This is a genomic window from Pedobacter jejuensis (assembly GCF_003725795.1).
In the GTDB taxonomy this organism is placed as follows: Bacteria; Bacteroidota; Bacteroidia; order Sphingobacteriales; family Sphingobacteriaceae; genus Pedobacter; species Pedobacter jejuensis.
The window spans coordinates 150,970-167,502 of the sequence record NZ_RBEE01000011.1 but is presented as its reverse complement, the minus strand read 5'-3'; the positions used below and the strand labels follow the sequence as shown (position 1 = coordinate 167,502).

The following is a 16,533-nucleotide window of genomic DNA, read 5'->3' as shown; positions in this document are numbered from 1 at the left end:
GATATGAGCCTAAACCAATTTAAGTTAGTAGAATGCCCACGTGATGCCATGCAAGGCTTGCACGGATTCATTCCAACAGAATTAAAGGCAGCATATTTAAATCTGCTACTTAAAGTGGGTTTTGATACCTTAGATTTTGGAAGTTTCGTATCTCCAAAAGCAATTCTGCAGATGGCTGATACCAGTGAAGTTCTTTCTAATTTAGATTTAGGTAACACTTCTACCAAACTTTTAGCCATTGTAGCCAATTTAAAAGGCGTTGAAGCGGCTATTAAACATAATGAGATTAGTTACCTCGGTTTTCCATTTTCCATTTCCGAAACTTTTCAACAACGCAATACAAATTCTAGTATTGAGCAATCATTAGCAACTGTTGAAGAGATGCTTTTGCTTTGTGCTAACAACAATAAAACAGCTGTTATTTACCTATCAATGGGCTTTGGAAATCCTTATGGTGATGTTTGGAACTATGAGATTGTAGAAAAATGGGCTGATATTCTTGTGTCGAAAGGCGTTAAAATTCTTTCTTTAGCCGATACGGTTGGCGTTTCAACTCCAGAAAGTATTACCAATATTCTACCTAAACTTATTACTAGGTTCAGCAATACCGAAATCGGAATTCATTTACACTCCACTCCTGCCGAGCGATTTGAGAAAATTGAGGCAGCTTATAATTCAGGTGTGAAGCGAATCGATTCTGCCCTAAAGGGTTATGGAGGTTGCCCAATGGCTGCTGATGATTTAACAGGTAATATAGCCACAGAAGATGTAATAGCCTATTTAAACAGCAGATGCGAAACTGTGGAACTTAATATGGATAAATGGGACGAGGCAATGAAATTATCTGGAAGATTATTTAATCAATCTTAAATCATGTCATTCTAAACATTTAATAATATTTCCAATTGAAATAGCCTAAATCTTTCCATTCAGCTTAAATTTTAATTTCTCAAATTCAAATATTTGTAAGTTCATCTACCAATAAAGATCAAAGTCATATTCTCTTAACATATCGTTAAACTTTTGATAAGATATAACGTCAAAATGTTAAACTAGACAATGATGAGGATTTTTACACTAACTGTACTGATTTCAATAACTCTATTGGGTTGCAGTAAAAATGAGGAAACCAAACCGATAAATCCCGAAGGACAATATTTAAAAAATATTTATCAGGAATCTGAAATTCGATTAAAGGAAGTAACTTTTAGTACAAGGCCTAATTTTCAAAATCTGCAATATACCTCCGAAAAAACTAAACAAATCGAAGTTGGTACCAATAACCTATCCTTAACCATGGATATTTATCTTCCGCCAAATGCTAGTAGTACAAAAAAACAACCTCTGTTAGTTATGATTCACGGTGGTGGCTTTTCTAGCGGAGATAAGGATGCCTGGAAGGCTGAAGTCTACACCTATGCGCAAGCTGGCTATATATGTGCATCGCTCAATTATAGGCTAACAAAGTCGGGAGGAAATCAAAGTCCGCAATTGAGATTATTTGCAGTTCAATGTGCTTTAGAAGATATACAAAACGGGATTAGATACTTAAAATATAATGCCAATACATATTTCATTGATACAAATAGAATTGTGGTTTTTGGAGGTTCTGCAGGTGGTGTGCTTTCACTTCTAAATGCAACTGAATATGATTCAAATATTGGTATTAACAATTTTCCTGGTCTTTCAAGTAAAACTAATGGTTCTATTTCAACGGGTTCCTCTCTGATTAATAGTGACCCTGCCAATCAACCAGGACTTATAAAATTTGATTCTTACGATTCTCCAGTATTAATGTTTCATGCCAAAGAATATGACTCTGGCGCAGATGGATATACCTGGACACAAAATGCAATACCTACACAGCAAGCAATTAATAACTCGGGAAACACTTGTACTTTAGTTCCTCAGCCGAATATGACTCATACGGTAAACCTATCTTTAGGAGGAGACTATTGGCAGTATCTACAACCTTTTATGTGGGATAAATTAAAATTAGCAGAACTATAAATAGTTTGTAGGTTCAATGCCCAAATAAATCAGGCTAAACCTTTTTTACCATTTTAAAATGCTGTATCCCAGCTTCTTCAAATTGATCGCCCTCTGCAACAAAACCAAATTTTGCATATAAACTCATCGCATCCAATTGTGAGTTTAAATAAACGTAATCCGCATCGGAGGGTAAATCAGATAATGCTTCTGCAATTAGCGCTCTACCTACACCTTGTCCTCTAAAATCTTTCAAAACCGCAAAACGCTCCAATTTATAGCCATTTTCTGTTTTTCGCCATCTGCAAGCACCACAAGGTCTGCCATTCTGTGTTGCCAAAAAATGTGTCGATTCATCTTCATGCTCCCATTCCAATTCGGGTGGACAATTTTGTTCATCAACAAACACAACTTTACGTATAGCAAATACTTTATCTAAATCTTCGGGATGATTAACTTTTTGAACTAGCAGACTCATTATTTTGGTTGTTTAAGATTTTTATTTGTTTTCAATTTCATTTCGTTTAGCTCCTTTGCCACATCTATAGAATGGGAACAATGAATATCGGCCTCTTTCTTTGCAAGTTTCGCAATTGTAACGTAAAATTTATGCAACTGATCTAATTCTTGTTCACTCAAGTCCTCAATATCTACCATTCTATTACTCGCACCTTGCTGTGCAGCAATCAGTTCGTTTAATTTTAACTGAATTGCCTTTCCATCTTTATTTTGTGCCTTTTGAATTAAAAAGACCATTAAAAAGGTAATAACCGTGGTTCCAGTATTTATTACCAATTGCCAGGTTTCAGAATAATTAAAAAGCGGACCAGTGATAGCCCAAATTACTACTATCGCTGTTGCAGAAATAAATGCGAATGAACTCCCTGTGAATTTTGTAGCAGCGTTAGCAAACTTTTCAAAAAAATTATTTTTTTTAGAATCACTTTTGGATTTTTTCATCAAACATTGTTTTCCTAAATATACCATAAAACAAACAAAAGCGCCATAAGCTTTTAAACCTAGGGCGCTTTTGTTTAATTATTGGATGAATGATTTTTGAATGATTGAATAATTAGTCAAACATCAGAATCAATCAAAAACATTATAGCTTATCGTTAACATTAATGCAATTTAAATCTTCGAAAGCACTCGTTAAACGCTTAACAAAAGTTTCTTCGCCTTTACGCAACCATACACGTGGGTCGTAATACTTTTTGTTTGGTTTATCCTCTCCATCAGGGTTACCAATCTGGCCTTGAAGATAAGCTTCGTTCTTTTTATAATATTCTAAAATACCTTCCCAAAATGCCCATTGCATATCTGTGTCAATGTTCATTTTAATGGCACCATAAGAAATTGCTTCTCTAATTTCCTCTTGCGAAGAACCAGAACCGCCATGAAAAACGAAGTTAATCGGTTTTTCAGCAGTTAAGCTAAATTTCTCTTTCACAAAATCCTGAGAGTTTTTAAGAATAACTGGTTGTAATTTTACGTTTCCTGGTTTATAAACACCATGAACATTACCAAAAGCTGCTGCAACAGTAAAGCGTGGAGAAACTTTGCTTAATTCTTCGTAAGCATAAGCAACTTCACTTGGCTGAGTATATAATTTCGAACTATCAACATCACTATTATCAACACCATCTTCCTCACCACCTGTAACGCCAAGTTCGATTTCGATAGTCATATTCATTTTTGCCATGCGAGCCAAATACTTCGCAGAAATTTCCATGTTTTCTTCTATCGATTCTTCTGATAAATCTAACATGTGCGAAGAAAACAAAGGTTTACCAGTTTCAGCGAAGAATTTTTCGCCATGATCTAAAAGGCCATCAATCCAAGGCAATAATTTTTTAGCGGCGTGGTCTGTATGTAAAACGACTGCAACACCATAATGCTCTGCCAATAAATGTACATGTTTAGCTGCCGATACTGCACCTAAAATACATGCTTGCAATTTCTCATTATCTAAAGTTTTACCAGCATAGAACTGCGCACCACCATTAGATAATTGAATCATAACAGGCGAATTTACTGCCTTAGCAGTTTCCAATACCGCGTTAACCGTGTTTGTACCGGTTACGTTTACCGCTGGTAAAGCAAACTGATGTTTTTTAGCCTGTTCAAATAATTCTTGAACGGCATCTCCGTAAATTACGCCTTTGTAGCCTTTTAAACTCATCTCTTGTTAATTTTATTAAGTCCTAAGTTATAAAAAAAATTAACATTATGTAGCTTTTGTAACAACAGAATTATTTGCCTTAGAACCAAATAAGGCAGGTTTAGTGTAACAAACACATTATCCTTAGTGTAAAAGAAACACTTTGGGCTAAATAATCAAATATTAAACAATTATCAATTTTCAATAAACAATTAAGATGAATGATGAAGTTTCAATAAGCAATTTTAAAACATTACAAATCGGAAAGAGTGTTTTTATGGTTGAAATTCGATTCTTAGTTATTCCTTCCCGCTAATTTGACTATGGAGATTTGATTTTTGGTCATTCTCTCCTACCAGGTTTGATTATTGAAATTTGATTCCTGCTAATTTATAAACTTGATTATATTTTTCGTTTCTTTGCAATCCAATTCTTTAAAATAAAATATGGCTTGGTTTAAGAGAGAGAATAAAGGTATTATTACCAAAACTGAAGAGAAGAAAGAAGCACCTGATGGCGTATGGAACAAATGTCCGAATTGCAAAAAACCGCTTCATCAAACCGAACTTCAGGAAAACAAATACGTTTGCCATTATTGCGATTATCACCTTCGGGTAGGTTCTAAAGAATATTTCGAAGTTTTATTTGATAATAATGACTTTAAAGAGCTTTTCGCCAATTTAACATCTGGCGACCCACTAAATTTTAACGACAATAAACCTTACACAGAAAGAATTATCGAAAGTCAGGCCAAAACTGGTTTGAAAGATGCAATTCGTGCTGGTGTTGGTAAAATTGAAGGTCAGGATTTGGTAATTGCCTGTATGGATTTTGCTTTCATTGGCGGTTCTATGGGTTCGGTAGTTGGCGAAAAAATTGCTCGCTCTATAGATTACAGCATTAAGCATAAAATTCCCTTCTTAATGATTTCAAAATCTGGCGGTGCAAGAATGATGGAAGCTGCATTTTCGCTAATGCAAATGGCTAAAACATCAGCTAAACTAGCTTTATTAAGTCAGGCAAAAATACCATACATTTCTTTACTAACCGACCCAACAACGGGCGGCGTAACGGCATCTTATGCAATGTTAGGCGATATTAACATTGCCGAACCAGGTGCGTTAATTGGTTTTGCCGGACCCCGTGTTATAAAAGAAACCATTAAAAAGGATTTACCAAAAGGTTTCCAAACATCAGAATTCGTTTTAGAACACGGTTTTCTAGATTTTATTGTAGATAGAAGGGCAATGAAAGCTAAATTAGGTGCTTTTATTAAAATGATGAATAACTAAATTGGTTCATTAGTCATTTGTTCATTTGTGCAAATCGACTAATTAATATTTAAATATAATATGAAAAGCAGGGCTTGAAGAACTTCGGTTAATTCAGTCCTGCTTTTTGTTTCAAGTCCGCTCCCGATGAAAAATCGGGATTGCGGGCTTTCCACGGCAATCAGGTTTAAATTACTCAGGTTCTGTAATTCTTGGGAAGAGGCAGTAAAAACAACACCCCGCCCTTCGGGCACCCCTCAAGAGGGGAATTCAAACGCCTAAAAACTACAGTGATAATACGCTTTCCTGAGATTTGCCACGGAAACACAGAAGTCACAGAGATACAAGCCGGATTGAACGACGCTATAAACCTGAGCTCGATTATTGGTTTTCCTTAACATTATTAATAAGTTGCTTTTTGCGAGTTAACGTCACCCTGAATTTATTTCAGGGTCTTATTGGCAGGAAAGATGCTGAAATAAATTCAGCAAGACGTGTCGCTAAATTAGGTGCTTTTATTAAAATGTTGAATAACTAAATTGGTTCATTAGTCATTGGTTCATTTGTACAAATCGACTAATTAATATTTAAATATAATATGAAAAGCAGGGCTTGAAGAACTTCGGTTAATTCAGTCCTGCTTTTTGTTTCAGGTCCGCTCCCGATGAAAAATCGGGATTGAGGGCTTTCCACGGCAATTAGGTTTAAAATACACAGGTTTTTTAATTCTTGGGGAGAGGCAGTAAAAAAAAACCACCCTTCGCGCACCCCTCAAGAGGGGAATTCAAACGCCTAAAAACTACAGTGATAATACGCTTTCCTGAGATTTGCCATGGAAACACAGAAGACGCGGAAATATAAGCTGTATTTTATGGAGGATGTTTTAAACAAACTTTCAGAACACCACAAACTTTCATAAGCTCATCTGCAGAAGATAAGCTCGCAGAAACGCCTCTTTTTTATAGAGAATAAAGAAAGAGCCATCCCAGAGCTGGTAAAACATACCAATCTGCAACATTTCCATTAACATCACCACTCCCATCACCTTAATCCTTAAATTAGCCTATCAATTAAGCAAACTGAAATGAATAAAAAACTACTATTTCCAACTTTCCTACTATTTACCTCATCTTTTATTTTTGCGCAAGACAAAAAAATAATCGATAATATCGTTAAAGAGGTTAACGAAAACTCACAATTAGAAAAATTAGCTCACGAACTTCTTGATGTTGTTGGTCCGCGATTGGTTGGCTCACCGCAAATGAAACAAGCGAACGATTGGGCAGTTAAAAAATACAGCGATTGGGGAATCTCTGCAAGAAACGAAAAATGGGGCGAATGGCGTGGTTGGGAAAGAGGCGTAACACATATTGATTTGGTTAGCCCAAGATTAAGAACCTTAGAAGGTACACAATTGGCGTGGAGTCCATCAACTAACGGTAAGGCTGTTAACGCTGAAGCAATTGTTTTGCCTGCCATTACCGATTCCATTTCTTTTCAAAAATGGTTACCAAACGCTAAAGGAAAGCTAGTTTTAATTTCAATGAATCAAATTTCTGGCCGACCAGAAAAAAACTGGGAAGAATTTGCTACAAAAGATTTGTTCGACAAATACAAGAAAGAAAAAGCAGATGCTGCAAAAGCCTGGGCAGCAGGGATTTCTAAAACTGGTTTAAATGCTAAAAATTTAGCCTTAGCGATTGAAAACGCAGGTGCAGCAGGCATCATTATAAACAATTGGTCGCAGGGTTTTGGTGTAGATAAAGTTTTTGGCGCAAATACAACTAAAATCCCCACTGTTGATTTATCGGTTGAAGACTATGGTCTTGTTTATCGCTTAGCAGTAAATGGAAATAAACCGATGTTAAAAATAGAGTCAGAATCCAAAGAATTGGGTGTTGTGCCAACATTTAATACAATTGCAGAAATAAAAGGTAAGCAGAAACCTAAAGAATATGTTATGCTATCGGCACACTTTGATTCATGGGATGCTGCAAGTGGCGCAACAGATAATGGTTCTGGAACAATTTTGATGATGGAAGCCATGCGGATTTTAAAGAAATTTTATCCGAACCCCAAACGTACAATTTTAGTTGGCCATTGGGGAAGTGAAGAGCAAGGCTTAAATGGTTCGCGAGCTTTTGTAGAAGACCATCCGGAAATTGTGAGCAACTTACAGGCATTATTTAACCAAGATAATGGAACAGGTAGAGTGGTTAATATTGGCGGACAAGGTTTTGCTAAATCCAAAGATTACATAACACGTTGGTTAGCTGCAGTACCTGATACCATCAAAAATCAAATTAAAACCAGTTTCCCAGGAATGCCAGGTGCAGGAGGTTCTGATTTTGCATCATTTGTTGCAGCCGGAGCATTAGGCTATTCGCTAAGTTCTACCAGTTGGGATTATGGAACTTATACCTGGCACACAAACCGCGACAGCTATGATAAATTAGTTTTTGATGAGATAAGAAGCAATGTGATTTTAGCTGCAATTATGGTTTATATGGCATGCGAAGACCCTGAAAAAACATCGACAGAAAAAGCAACTGATTTGCCTGTGAACGAACGTACAGGCAAACAAGTTACTTGGCCAGTTCAAACAAAATCGAATAGAAAAGGTGGATTATAAATAAATCATCTAAAAACTTCTTTAAACGGAGCATTTGGAAACGGATGCTCCTTTTTTATGCTATTAATTTTCTTGTACAGACTCATGTTCGATAAACCCGATAAAGTGGAAATACTTTTGTTGCAGTGTTTCGACAAGCTCAGCATGACATAAACAAAAAGATTGAAACGATAGCGGGACTATCAGAACCGAAGAATTACTGCATTTGCTTTTCAAATAATTTTAGCAAATCAGAATAGTAATTTAACGGTCTTCTACAGCCTCAGAACGATAAAAATGTGTATTCTATTCTTCTTTCTTCTGAAACTTGTAAAACAAATACCCAAGAAAAGGAAGAATTAAAATACTTCCTAGTAGCAAGGCCATACCTAAACTATAAATCGTTTTTTCCGGACCGATGGTTTCGAAAAGAGAAATTGCATCGCCGTTTTTTAGGCGAATAAAGTTTGGGAAATGGGCATAACTTATTGCTAGCAAAATCATGGTAACTTGGAAACCGGCTAGAATTCTAAGTACTTGTGTTTTCCCTTTTATCAACAAGTACCAAAGTAAAATCAGCGATAAACTTGCCAAAACGATGGCAGAAAGTCCTACCGGATTTTTGAAAACCCAATCTGTTAATGGTATATTATCTAATTGTGCAGCGATAAAAACCATCGCTCCGAAAACTACTGCAGCGATATTCATGTATTCGGCCTTCTTAATAAACCGACGTTTATCATAAGCTTCTGTAGTTTCGCCGATTAAATAAATGGCTGCCAGAAAACCACAAAGTGCAACCGTAAATAGTCCTACTGATACTGAAAACCAATTTAACCAACTGTAAATGTATGCAGAAGAAAAATCGTTAGCCTTCGTATCGATATGACCTGAAATTAAACTGCCGGCAATAATGCCTAAGAATAAAGGTGTGATAAAGCTGGAGTACCTGAAAATACGATTGTAAAGCCAATGCATATCATCTTTTATTGCATCGTAATGCCGAAAAACAAATGCAGTGCCGCGAGCAATAATGCCGATAAGCATAATTAAAAGCGGGATATGAAGGTAAACCGACATGGTAGTATAAATACGCGGAAACCCCACAAAAAGAATTACAATTGCGATGATAAGCCACATGTGATTCGCTTCCCACACTGGTCCGATAGCTTGATACATGGTTTTGCGGGTTTTACTTCGGTTGTTTGCAGAAGTAAATAACTCAATAATTCCAGCTCCAAAATCTGCCCCGCCCAATAGGAAATAAAGCAAAATACCTAAACATAAAAAAGTGATTACAACGTATTCCATAAATTATCTTTTTGCCACATGTTAACACGGATTTGGCTTAGTGTATCTTTTAAAAATTGTTTATCTGTGGTTATTCTTTTCATCTGTGGCTAATTCGTTTTAACAATCGATTTATCATTGTACAGCACAGGAACCATTTTTATTTGTCGATAAAGCAAGAATGTAACTACAATGCTTAGCGAAAAGTAAATTGCCGAGAAAATATAAAAGGAATATGCAATGCCGGGCATTGGTGTTACGGCATCTTTTGTTCGCATGATACCATAAATTATCCAGGGCTGCCTGCCCACCTCGGTTACTACCCAGCCAGCTTCCAATGCCAAATAACCAAGCGGTATTGCCAATACAAATAATTTTAGTAACCAGCGTTTCTCTAGGAGAGGTTTCTTTCTTAGTAAATTGAAAAAATAAATTAATGAAATAAACATGAGCATAGTACCAATCCCAACCATAATTTGAAAAGCATAATGGGTAATGGCAACAGGCGGCTGTTGGTTTGCCGGAATTTGGTCGAGCCCTTTAACTTCCGCCTTAAAATTACCATGAGCAAGAAAACTTAGCGCACCCGGAATTTTGATTGCGCCTTTTACGGTTTTCTCTTTTTCATTTACTATACCCCCAATAAGTAATGGCGCAGGCTTTTCAGTTTTATAAAGAGCTTCCATTGCAGCAAGTTTAGCAGGTTGCCTTTTCGCAACATCCTTTGCGGATATATCACCGCTTAATGGCTGCAATAATGCTCCAATACAAGCAAATACCGCAGCAATTTTAAATGCTTTTAAATGAAAATCTTTGTTTTGATTTCTTAATATCATTAACGCATGCACACCTGCTACTGCAAAACCTGTAGCGGTAAAAGCAGCTAAACACATGTGTAGTGCTTGTGAAAACCATGCTTTGTTTAGCATAGCTTGTATGGGATCTATGTTTAGATACTGTCCGTTAACAAAATCGAAGCCTGAAGGTGCATTCATCCAAGCATTTGCAGCTACCACCAAAATACCTGAAGCTAAACCACTTACACCCACAACCATTCCGGTAAACCAATGGAACCACTTGTTTAATTTATTCCAACCGTATAGAAAAAAACCTAATGCAATGGCCTCGATAAAAAATGCCGTTCCCTCTAAAGAAAAGGGCATACCGAATATCGGACCAGCATGTTCCATAAACTTTGGCCATAACAAACCCAATTCAAAGGATAACATGGTACCTGAAACAGCCCCAGTCGCAAAAAAGATGGCTACTCCTTTGCTCCAGGCTTTCGTTAAGTTTTTATATCCTTCATCATTCGTCTTTAGCCATTTGTAATGAGACACCGCCATAAAGAATGGCATAACCATACCAATACAAGAAAATATAATGTGAAAGCCTAAAGACAAGGCCATTTGGGAACGAGCTGCTAAAAAATCATCCATATCTGATTTGGATTTTGTGTAGCACAAATATAGCAGATATGAGCTACCTTATGGTTGATTTATAAAGTGCTAGCAGAAATATTTAGAATATAGAACGGTTATAAATTGATAAAAAGTTTGGGTAGATATGAAGGGTTAATTTCGCAAATTGTGCTAATCACAATTTGCGAAAATTGAGCAATTTTTTAAGCTCCTTTTAATTCATCATAAGCAGCTGTTAAGCTCCTTTGTATTCCCTCACCTTGCCATTCTGGTGCGTTAGGTATTGAAGTTGCTTTTAGAATGTCTTCTTTACTTTTTCCTGCTTTTATTTCTGAACCGACGAAGGCCAATAAATTTTGCAGGTAATTTTGGAAAGCTTTAATATCTGCTTTGTTTCCTGTAATTTTTTCTGGTTCGCGACTGTGGCCATAAATAAACATGGTATCGTTATCAAATTGATTGTGAATCTTCTCCAAAGCGGTAATCCAATTTCCAATGTGAGCGCCATTTTCTCTATCAATGTAGGGATATTTTCTATTCGAGACTAAATCGCCAACATGAACAATATTTGCATTTTCGAAGTGAAAAACGGCATCGCCATTGGTATGAGCAGAACCGTAATAATATGCACTGATTTTTTCATCGCCTGCTGGTGCCTTCCAACCTGTTCCAAATGTAGTATCTGGCAAAAGTTGCTTATCTAAATTATTTGCTTTCTCTGCGCCCTTCTTTTGATTTACGAGTGAATTTTGATGAGCAACAACTTTCTCTGCTAAACCTTTAAAAGCAATATTTCCGGCGGTGTGATCGCTATGATGATGTGTATTGATAAGGTATTTAAAAGGTTTCTCACCCAGTTTCTTTAACTCATCTATAACATGTGGTGCTGATGCAGGAAACTGTGAGTCAACTACTACATATCCGCTAGATGAATTTAACCAGCCGATTGTTCCACCTTGCTCTGTAAAAACTCCAACATTATTTCTAAGTGCCTTAAAATTATAAGCTCTTAATAGTTCTTTTTGTGCAAAAACATCAGTTTTATAAACCGATAGTAGTGCCATTGCTAGTGCAGAATTCTTGATAAAATTTCTTCTTTCCATTTTAGGGTTAACTTAAAAAGCCACAACAAATGCTGTGGCTTAAATTTAGTAATATTTTATTTTACTTTAAATATTAAATACCTGAACCTGGGGTTGTTCCTGGCTCATGTCCTGGACCAAATGAGTTGTTTTTGCGTCCTTTGTCTTTGTCAAATAAGTTAGTAGATACTTTTGATGATTTATTCTCATCCAGTTTTCTGTCTTCTTTAATGTCTTCTGCTGTTTTATCAAGCAATTCATTCTCAACAACTTTACCTTTTTCTTTATTATTTTCCATGGTATTTTGATTTGATGTAAGTGTAGAACATTTGAAAAATAATATTGTTTTTGATAGCCGTTTTAGGAATGAGTTTAAGCATAACTCTTCCTTTCTTTTCGTTACGAACGATTTCTATTTTGTGTGAAATTAAAAATTATAACATCGAACCTGATAACTTTCGCAGTTCGTGTATGCAACCAAAGGAGTTAAATTTCCTTTTATGAATTTTATTGAAGTGATTTGATGATTCAAACGAAAACGGCAACAAAATGAATTTGTAAATGTGTTTTCTGCCTTTTAACGATTTTCCAGTTTCAAGATTTGTTGATTGTGGATTGATTTCCTGATTTTCCATAACGATAAGTTTTATAAAAGCTTTGTTGCTTTTGTAGATTGATTAAATTTTCAAAAAAAATTATGTGTTGATTTCTCCTGTTGAAGACTCAAAAAAGTTGTTTTGAAATTTTGCTTAACCTTATACCAAAGGGATTTTTGATAAGGTTTCGTTGAGGAACTAAATATTATTGGCCATGGATTGCCTTTATCTTATATTAAATATAGGATTTTGTTTTGAAATATCCAAAGATTTATTGTGTCGAAATAGCCTTATAATTTTTTCGCTATAAAAAAGTATCAAACCGAGCTTTTCAGCAATTTCATAAATGCCGGTAAAATTTGTATTAAAAATGAATAATTGAAGTCTTGCAATGCTTTACTGCAAATACCCACAATAATACAGGACTGAAACTAAAAAAATAATTGAATTCACTTTTCAAAAAATCCGATAAATAATTCTTAGCCACAAAAAAAGTCCCGAATTGCTCCGAGACTGTTCCTATTTGGTTGTTGATATTTTAGGCTAAAGCATTCTGCTTAACCACCATTTTAACTTTTTCAATTACATAATCCAACTCTTCTTTTGTAGTAAATTTACTAAAAGAAAAGCGCACAGAAGGTCGATTTGGATCGGCATGAATACCATTTAATACATGCGAACCAATGTTTGAGCCTGATGAGCAGGCGCTTCCACCAGATGCACAGATGCCATTAATATCTAAATTAAATAATAACATATCAGCCATATCCATTTCTGGAAATGACACATTTAGAACCGTATACAGGCTTTTATCTGCATCGGTTTCACCATTAAAAGCTATACCCGGAATCTCAGCAATCAAAGCATTTTTTAAATAATCTTTTAACGTTTGAATGTAGTTTTGATGTTGTTCCATTTCGGCATAAGCAATTTCTAAAGCTTTTGCCAAACCAACAATACCATAAACATTTTCTGTTCCACCACGCATGTTGCGCTCTTGTGCTCCACCATAAATCATAGGCGGAATTTTAACATTGCTATTTACATATAAAAAGCCAACGCCTTTTGGTCCATGCAGTTTATGAGCAGCGCAAACAATAAAATGTGCTTTTAATTCTCGAACATTATGGGTGTAATGCCCCATAGTTTGAACGGTATCGGCATGATAAATTGCATTGTATTTTTCGCATATATCGCCAACTTTAACCATATCAGTTAAGGTTCCCAATTCATTATTCGCATGCATTAATGAAACAAAGGTACGTTCATTTTGCTGCAGCAATTCTTCAAGATGTGCGTAATCTACGTTTCCCTTCTCATCGATATTTACGAAGCTCAACTTATCAATTTCGCCATTCTTCAACATAATGTTTAAGGTTTGCTCAACCGCATGATGTTCGATTTTTGACGTAATTGCATGTTTAATTCCATAAGCAGAAATGCCACAACGAATTGCTGTGTTGTCGGCTTCGGTACCGCCAGATGTAAAAAATATTTCGGATGGTGAAGCACCTAGAAGATTTGCCACGGTTTTACGGGCTTTTTCTACCAAAGTTCTTACCTCTCTGCCAAGCGCATGAATAGCCGATGGATTACCAAAATAGTTTTCCATCACATTCGTCATTTCTGCAATCACAGCTGCATCTAAAGGCGTTGTAGCAGCATTATCTAAATAAACTCTTTTCATGTGCTAGTTTAATTTAAGGATTTCTTTGATATCGGAAATGATTTTGTTGGCCAAGCTTTCGGCAACTGTTTCGTTTTCTGCTTCACTGTAAATGCGAATAATCGGCTCGGTATTAGAACGACGTAAATGCACCCATGTTTTATCAAACTCAATTTTTAAACCATCGATTGTACTATAAGGCTGGTTTTTATATTTTTCTTCTACCTGTTTTAATAGATTATCGATATCCATTTCTGGCGTAAGGGTAATTTTATTTTTTGAGATGTGGTATTGCGGATAACTACTTCTCAATAGAGAAATCGACTTACCGAATTTTGCCAAATGCGTTAAAAACAGAGCGATTCCAACCAATGCATCTCTGCCGTAGTGAGATTCGGGATATATGATTCCACCGTTTCCTTCACCACCAATAATAGCATTGGTTTCTTTCATTTTATTTACAACATTCACTTCGCCCACTGCTGATGCGTTGTATACCGAACCTGCCTTTTCTGTTACATCGCGTAAAGCTCGGGTAGATGAAAGGTTTGAAACGGTATTGCCAGGTGTATTTTTCAAAACGTAATCTGCAACCGCAACGAGCGTGTATTCTTCGCCAAACATGCTTCCATCTTCATTTACGAAACACAAGCGATCAACATCGGGGTCAACCACAATACCTAAATCGGCATTTTGTTTTTGCACCTCTTTTGAAATTGCAGTTAAATTTTCTGGAAGCGGCTCTGGATTATGAGGAAACTGACCATTAGGCTCACAGTATAACTCTGTAACCCTTGTTACACCTAAAGCTTTTAATAATGTCGGAATAAAAATGCCGCCAGTAGAATTTACACAATCAATTACAACTTTAAAATCAGCCTTTTTAATCGCTTCTACATCAACCAATGGCAATGCTAAAACCTTGTCAATATGTTTTTGCAGGTAGGTATCATTTTTAGTAACCTTGCCTAATTTATCAACTTCTGCAAATTCAAAAGCTGCATTTTCTGCGATATCTAAAACTTCTTTCCCATCTAAATCGCTAATAAATTCACCGTTCTGGTTTAGTAACTTTAAAGCATTCCATTGTTTTGGGTTGTGGCTTGCAGTTAAAATAATGCCTCCTCCAGCTTGCTCATCTGGCACGGCAACTTCTACGGTCGGCGTGGTAGAAAGGCCTAAATCAATCACCTCGATACCTAAACCTTGTAAAGTTCCAATAACCAAATTATTAACCATTTCACCAGAAATTCGAGCATCGCGACCTAAAACTATTTTCTTATTCCCTGTTTTTTGCACTACCCAACTTCCAAAAGCTGCTGTAAATTTTACTATATCTATAGGTGTTAAGCCATTTCCTGCCTGTCCGCCAATAGTTCCCCTTATTCCTGAAATCGATTTTATTAAAGTCACTTCGCGTATTTTGTATGAAGTCCAAAAATAAGAAAAAAATCAAGATAGCAGGCATTTACGCCATGTTTGAAAAGTTAATTTACATTATTTTTATATCTATTTACACTATGTATTTGGTAGAAATTGATGCTAAAGATGCAGTAAAACGTGTGATTAGTTTTTAGCTCGTAAAAAATTAGGGTTTAAATTATTTGGTTTTGGGAATTAATTAGATTTCCGGGCTTTATTCGAAATGAAGATGGTGTTTTTTAAATTTTGTTTTTTTTGGAAAGCAATTGCAGTAGTACTTTTGAGAAAGCAGCCCCGCCCTCGTTTCTGCCGATGAAAAATCGGCATCTCACTAAGTCGGGTTTAGGGATATTATGATTGTGCTGGTTTTAAAAACCCGCTGGCATAATGTTTCATTTTAATCGATCTGTATCCGCATGTACAGAAACTTTCTAATTACAAAGATTTCTCGGCTGCTCTCGAAATGACGATTTAGAATATTTCCCACCTGTATAACCAACCGCTGTTTCTAAACCTGACAGTAGCGAGCATACCGATTTTTCATCGGTATAAGGCGAATGGCAGGGCTGCAATTACCAATGAAATGCTGACGATAATTTCCAAAATAAAAAAATAAAACCATAAAATTATTTAGCCACCTGCATAACCAACCGCCGTTTCTAAACCTGACAATAGCGGCAGCCCCGAGTTTTTCAACGAGGGCTACAGCGGTTGGCAGGGCTGCATTCCCCAATGAAATGCTGACGATAATTTCCAAAAAAAAACTAAATCGATAAAATTATTTAGCCACCTGCATAACCAACCGCTGTTTCTAAACCTGACAATAGCGGCAGCCCCGAGTTTTTCTACGAGGGCTACAGCGGTTGGCAGGGCTGCAATCCTCAATGAAATGCTGACTTTAATTTCCGAAATAACAATGACAAATTTTAAATCAAATATTAGCCAATAAAATTGCGTAGCCATGAAATTAATGTATCTCGATTAACCCAAATTTATCTAAGTTTGCAAATTCGAAAACAAAAGG

15 protein-coding genes are annotated in these 16,533 nt (G+C 36.1%); 5 read left to right on the top strand and 10 right to left on the bottom strand.

Going from position 1 to position 16,533, the window contains the following annotated elements; all coding sequences use genetic code 11:
• The first annotated feature begins 3 nt into the window (after positions 1-3).
• Both D7004_RS07215 and D7004_RS07210 read left to right on the top strand, forming a co-directional pair.
• Positions 4-870, top strand: coding sequence for a hydroxymethylglutaryl-CoA lyase (locus tag D7004_RS07215; protein ID WP_123205198.1), 867 nt, complete (start codon positions 4-6; stop codon positions 868-870).
• 189 nt (positions 871-1,059) lie between these two features.
• Positions 1,060-2,010 carry an alpha/beta hydrolase gene (locus D7004_RS07210; protein WP_123205197.1) on the top strand — a complete coding sequence of 317 codons (951 nt, stop codon included), beginning with the start codon at positions 1,060-1,062 and terminating at the stop codon, positions 2,008-2,010.
• Positions 2,011-2,044: 34 nt separating this feature from the next.
• Here D7004_RS07210 and D7004_RS07205 read toward each other — a convergent pair whose 3' ends face one another.
• The 3 genes from D7004_RS07205 to fbaA all read right to left on the bottom strand — a co-directional run bounded on the left by D7004_RS07205 (position 2,045) and on the right by fbaA (position 4,171).
• The gene (locus D7004_RS07205; protein ID WP_123205196.1) at positions 2,045-2,467 is read right to left on the bottom strand and encodes a GNAT family N-acetyltransferase; all 423 of its coding nucleotides are present in this window, start codon (positions 2,465-2,467) and stop codon (positions 2,045-2,047) included.
• Positions 2,467-2,949, bottom strand: coding sequence for a low affinity iron permease family protein (locus D7004_RS07200; protein ID WP_123205195.1), 483 nt, complete (start codon positions 2,947-2,949; stop codon positions 2,467-2,469). Before D7004_RS07200 ends, D7004_RS07205 begins: the two co-directional genes overlap by 1 nt.
• Positions 2,950-3,091: 142 nt before the next feature.
• A complete protein-coding gene (fbaA, locus tag D7004_RS07195) occupies positions 3,092-4,171 on the bottom strand; it encodes a class II fructose-bisphosphate aldolase (protein ID WP_123205194.1) in 1,080 nt (359 codons plus the stop codon).
• 425 nt (positions 4,172-4,596) lie between these two features.
• Between fbaA and accD the strand changes: the two genes are divergently transcribed.
• Positions 4,597-5,442, top strand: coding sequence for an acetyl-CoA carboxylase, carboxyltransferase subunit beta (gene accD, locus D7004_RS07190; RefSeq protein ID WP_123205193.1), 846 nt, complete (start codon positions 4,597-4,599; stop codon positions 5,440-5,442).
• A gap of 1,063 nt (positions 5,443-6,505) precedes the next feature.
• Positions 6,506-8,053, top strand: a complete 1,548-nt coding sequence (locus D7004_RS07185; protein ID WP_123205192.1) for a M20/M25/M40 family metallo-hydrolase — start codon at positions 6,506-6,508, stop codon at positions 8,051-8,053.
• A gap of 285 nt (positions 8,054-8,338) precedes the next feature.
• Here the strand turns inward: D7004_RS07185 and D7004_RS07180 are convergent, their stop codons facing one another.
• The 6 genes from D7004_RS07180 to glmM form a co-directional block, all read right to left on the bottom strand.
• Positions 8,339-9,343, bottom strand: a complete 1,005-nt coding sequence (locus D7004_RS07180) for a cytochrome d ubiquinol oxidase subunit II (RefSeq protein ID WP_123205191.1) — start codon at positions 9,341-9,343, stop codon at positions 8,339-8,341.
• A gap of 89 nt (positions 9,344-9,432) precedes the next feature.
• Complete coding sequence (locus D7004_RS07175) at positions 9,433-10,761, bottom strand: cytochrome ubiquinol oxidase subunit I (RefSeq protein ID WP_123205190.1); 1,329 nt, start codon at positions 10,759-10,761, stop codon at positions 9,433-9,435.
• A 185-nt stretch (positions 10,762-10,946) separates the two neighbouring features.
• Entirely contained in the window at positions 10,947-11,846 is a 900-nt protein-coding gene (locus D7004_RS07170) for an MBL fold metallo-hydrolase (RefSeq protein ID WP_123205189.1), read from the bottom strand.
• Between the two features lie 73 nt (positions 11,847-11,919).
• Positions 11,920-12,123, bottom strand: coding sequence for a hypothetical protein (locus D7004_RS07165; RefSeq protein ID WP_123205188.1), 204 nt, complete (start codon positions 12,121-12,123; stop codon positions 11,920-11,922).
• Between the two features lie 836 nt (positions 12,124-12,959).
• Entirely contained in the window at positions 12,960-14,108 is a 1,149-nt protein-coding gene (locus D7004_RS07155; protein WP_123205186.1) for a cysteine desulfurase family protein, read from the bottom strand.
• Between the two features lie 3 nt (positions 14,109-14,111).
• Positions 14,112-15,500, bottom strand: coding sequence for a phosphoglucosamine mutase (gene glmM, locus D7004_RS07150; protein ID WP_123205185.1), 1,389 nt, complete (start codon positions 15,498-15,500; stop codon positions 14,112-14,114).
• A 14-nt stretch (positions 15,501-15,514) separates the two neighbouring features.
• Here glmM and D7004_RS20605 point away from each other — a divergent pair, with 14 nt between their 5' ends.
• On the top strand, positions 15,515-15,664 hold the full coding sequence (locus D7004_RS20605; RefSeq protein ID WP_167459433.1) for a hypothetical protein: 150 nt from the start codon (positions 15,515-15,517) through the stop codon (positions 15,662-15,664).
• A gap of 547 nt (positions 15,665-16,211) precedes the next feature.
• On the opposite strand, the gene D7004_RS07145 is transcribed toward D7004_RS20605, so the two are convergent.
• Positions 16,212-16,472: a hypothetical protein gene (locus D7004_RS07145; RefSeq protein WP_123205184.1), complete on the bottom strand. Its 261-nt coding sequence runs from the start codon at positions 16,470-16,472 to the stop codon at positions 16,212-16,214.
• Positions 16,473-16,533 lie beyond the last annotated feature (61 nt).

Coding starts and splice junctions, on each gene's coding strand:
- D7004_RS20605 (WP_167459433.1), top strand. CDS start 15,515: ATGAAGTCCAAAAATAAGAAAAAAATCAAGATAGCAGGCATTTACGCC.
- D7004_RS07185 (WP_123205192.1), top strand. CDS start 6,506: ATGAATAAAAAACTACTATTTCCAACTTTCCTACTATTTACCTCATCT.
- D7004_RS07175 (WP_123205190.1), bottom strand. CDS start 10,761: ATGGATGATTTTTTAGCAGCTCGTTCCCAAATGGCCTTGTCTTTAGGC.
- D7004_RS07180 (WP_123205191.1), bottom strand. CDS start 9,343: ATGGAATACGTTGTAATCACTTTTTTATGTTTAGGTATTTTGCTTTAT.
- fbaA (WP_123205194.1), bottom strand. CDS start 4,171: ATGAGTTTAAAAGGCTACAAAGGCGTAATTTACGGAGATGCCGTTCAA.
- D7004_RS07155 (WP_123205186.1), bottom strand. CDS start 14,108: ATGAAAAGAGTTTATTTAGATAATGCTGCTACAACGCCTTTAGATGCA.
- D7004_RS07200 (WP_123205195.1), bottom strand. CDS start 2,949: ATGAAAAAATCCAAAAGTGATTCTAAAAAAAATAATTTTTTTGAAAAG.
- D7004_RS07170 (WP_123205189.1), bottom strand. CDS start 11,846: ATGGAAAGAAGAAATTTTATCAAGAATTCTGCACTAGCAATGGCACTA.
- D7004_RS07145 (WP_123205184.1), bottom strand. CDS start 16,472: ATGGCTACGCAATTTTATTGGCTAATATTTGATTTAAAATTTGTCATT.
- D7004_RS07210 (WP_123205197.1), top strand. CDS start 1,060: ATGATGAGGATTTTTACACTAACTGTACTGATTTCAATAACTCTATTG.
- accD (WP_123205193.1), top strand. CDS start 4,597: ATGGCTTGGTTTAAGAGAGAGAATAAAGGTATTATTACCAAAACTGAA.
- D7004_RS07205 (WP_123205196.1), bottom strand. CDS start 2,467: ATGAGTCTGCTAGTTCAAAAAGTTAATCATCCCGAAGATTTAGATAAA.
- D7004_RS07215 (WP_123205198.1), top strand. CDS start 4: ATGAGCCTAAACCAATTTAAGTTAGTAGAATGCCCACGTGATGCCATG.
- D7004_RS07165 (WP_123205188.1), bottom strand. CDS start 12,123: ATGGAAAATAATAAAGAAAAAGGTAAAGTTGTTGAGAATGAATTGCTT.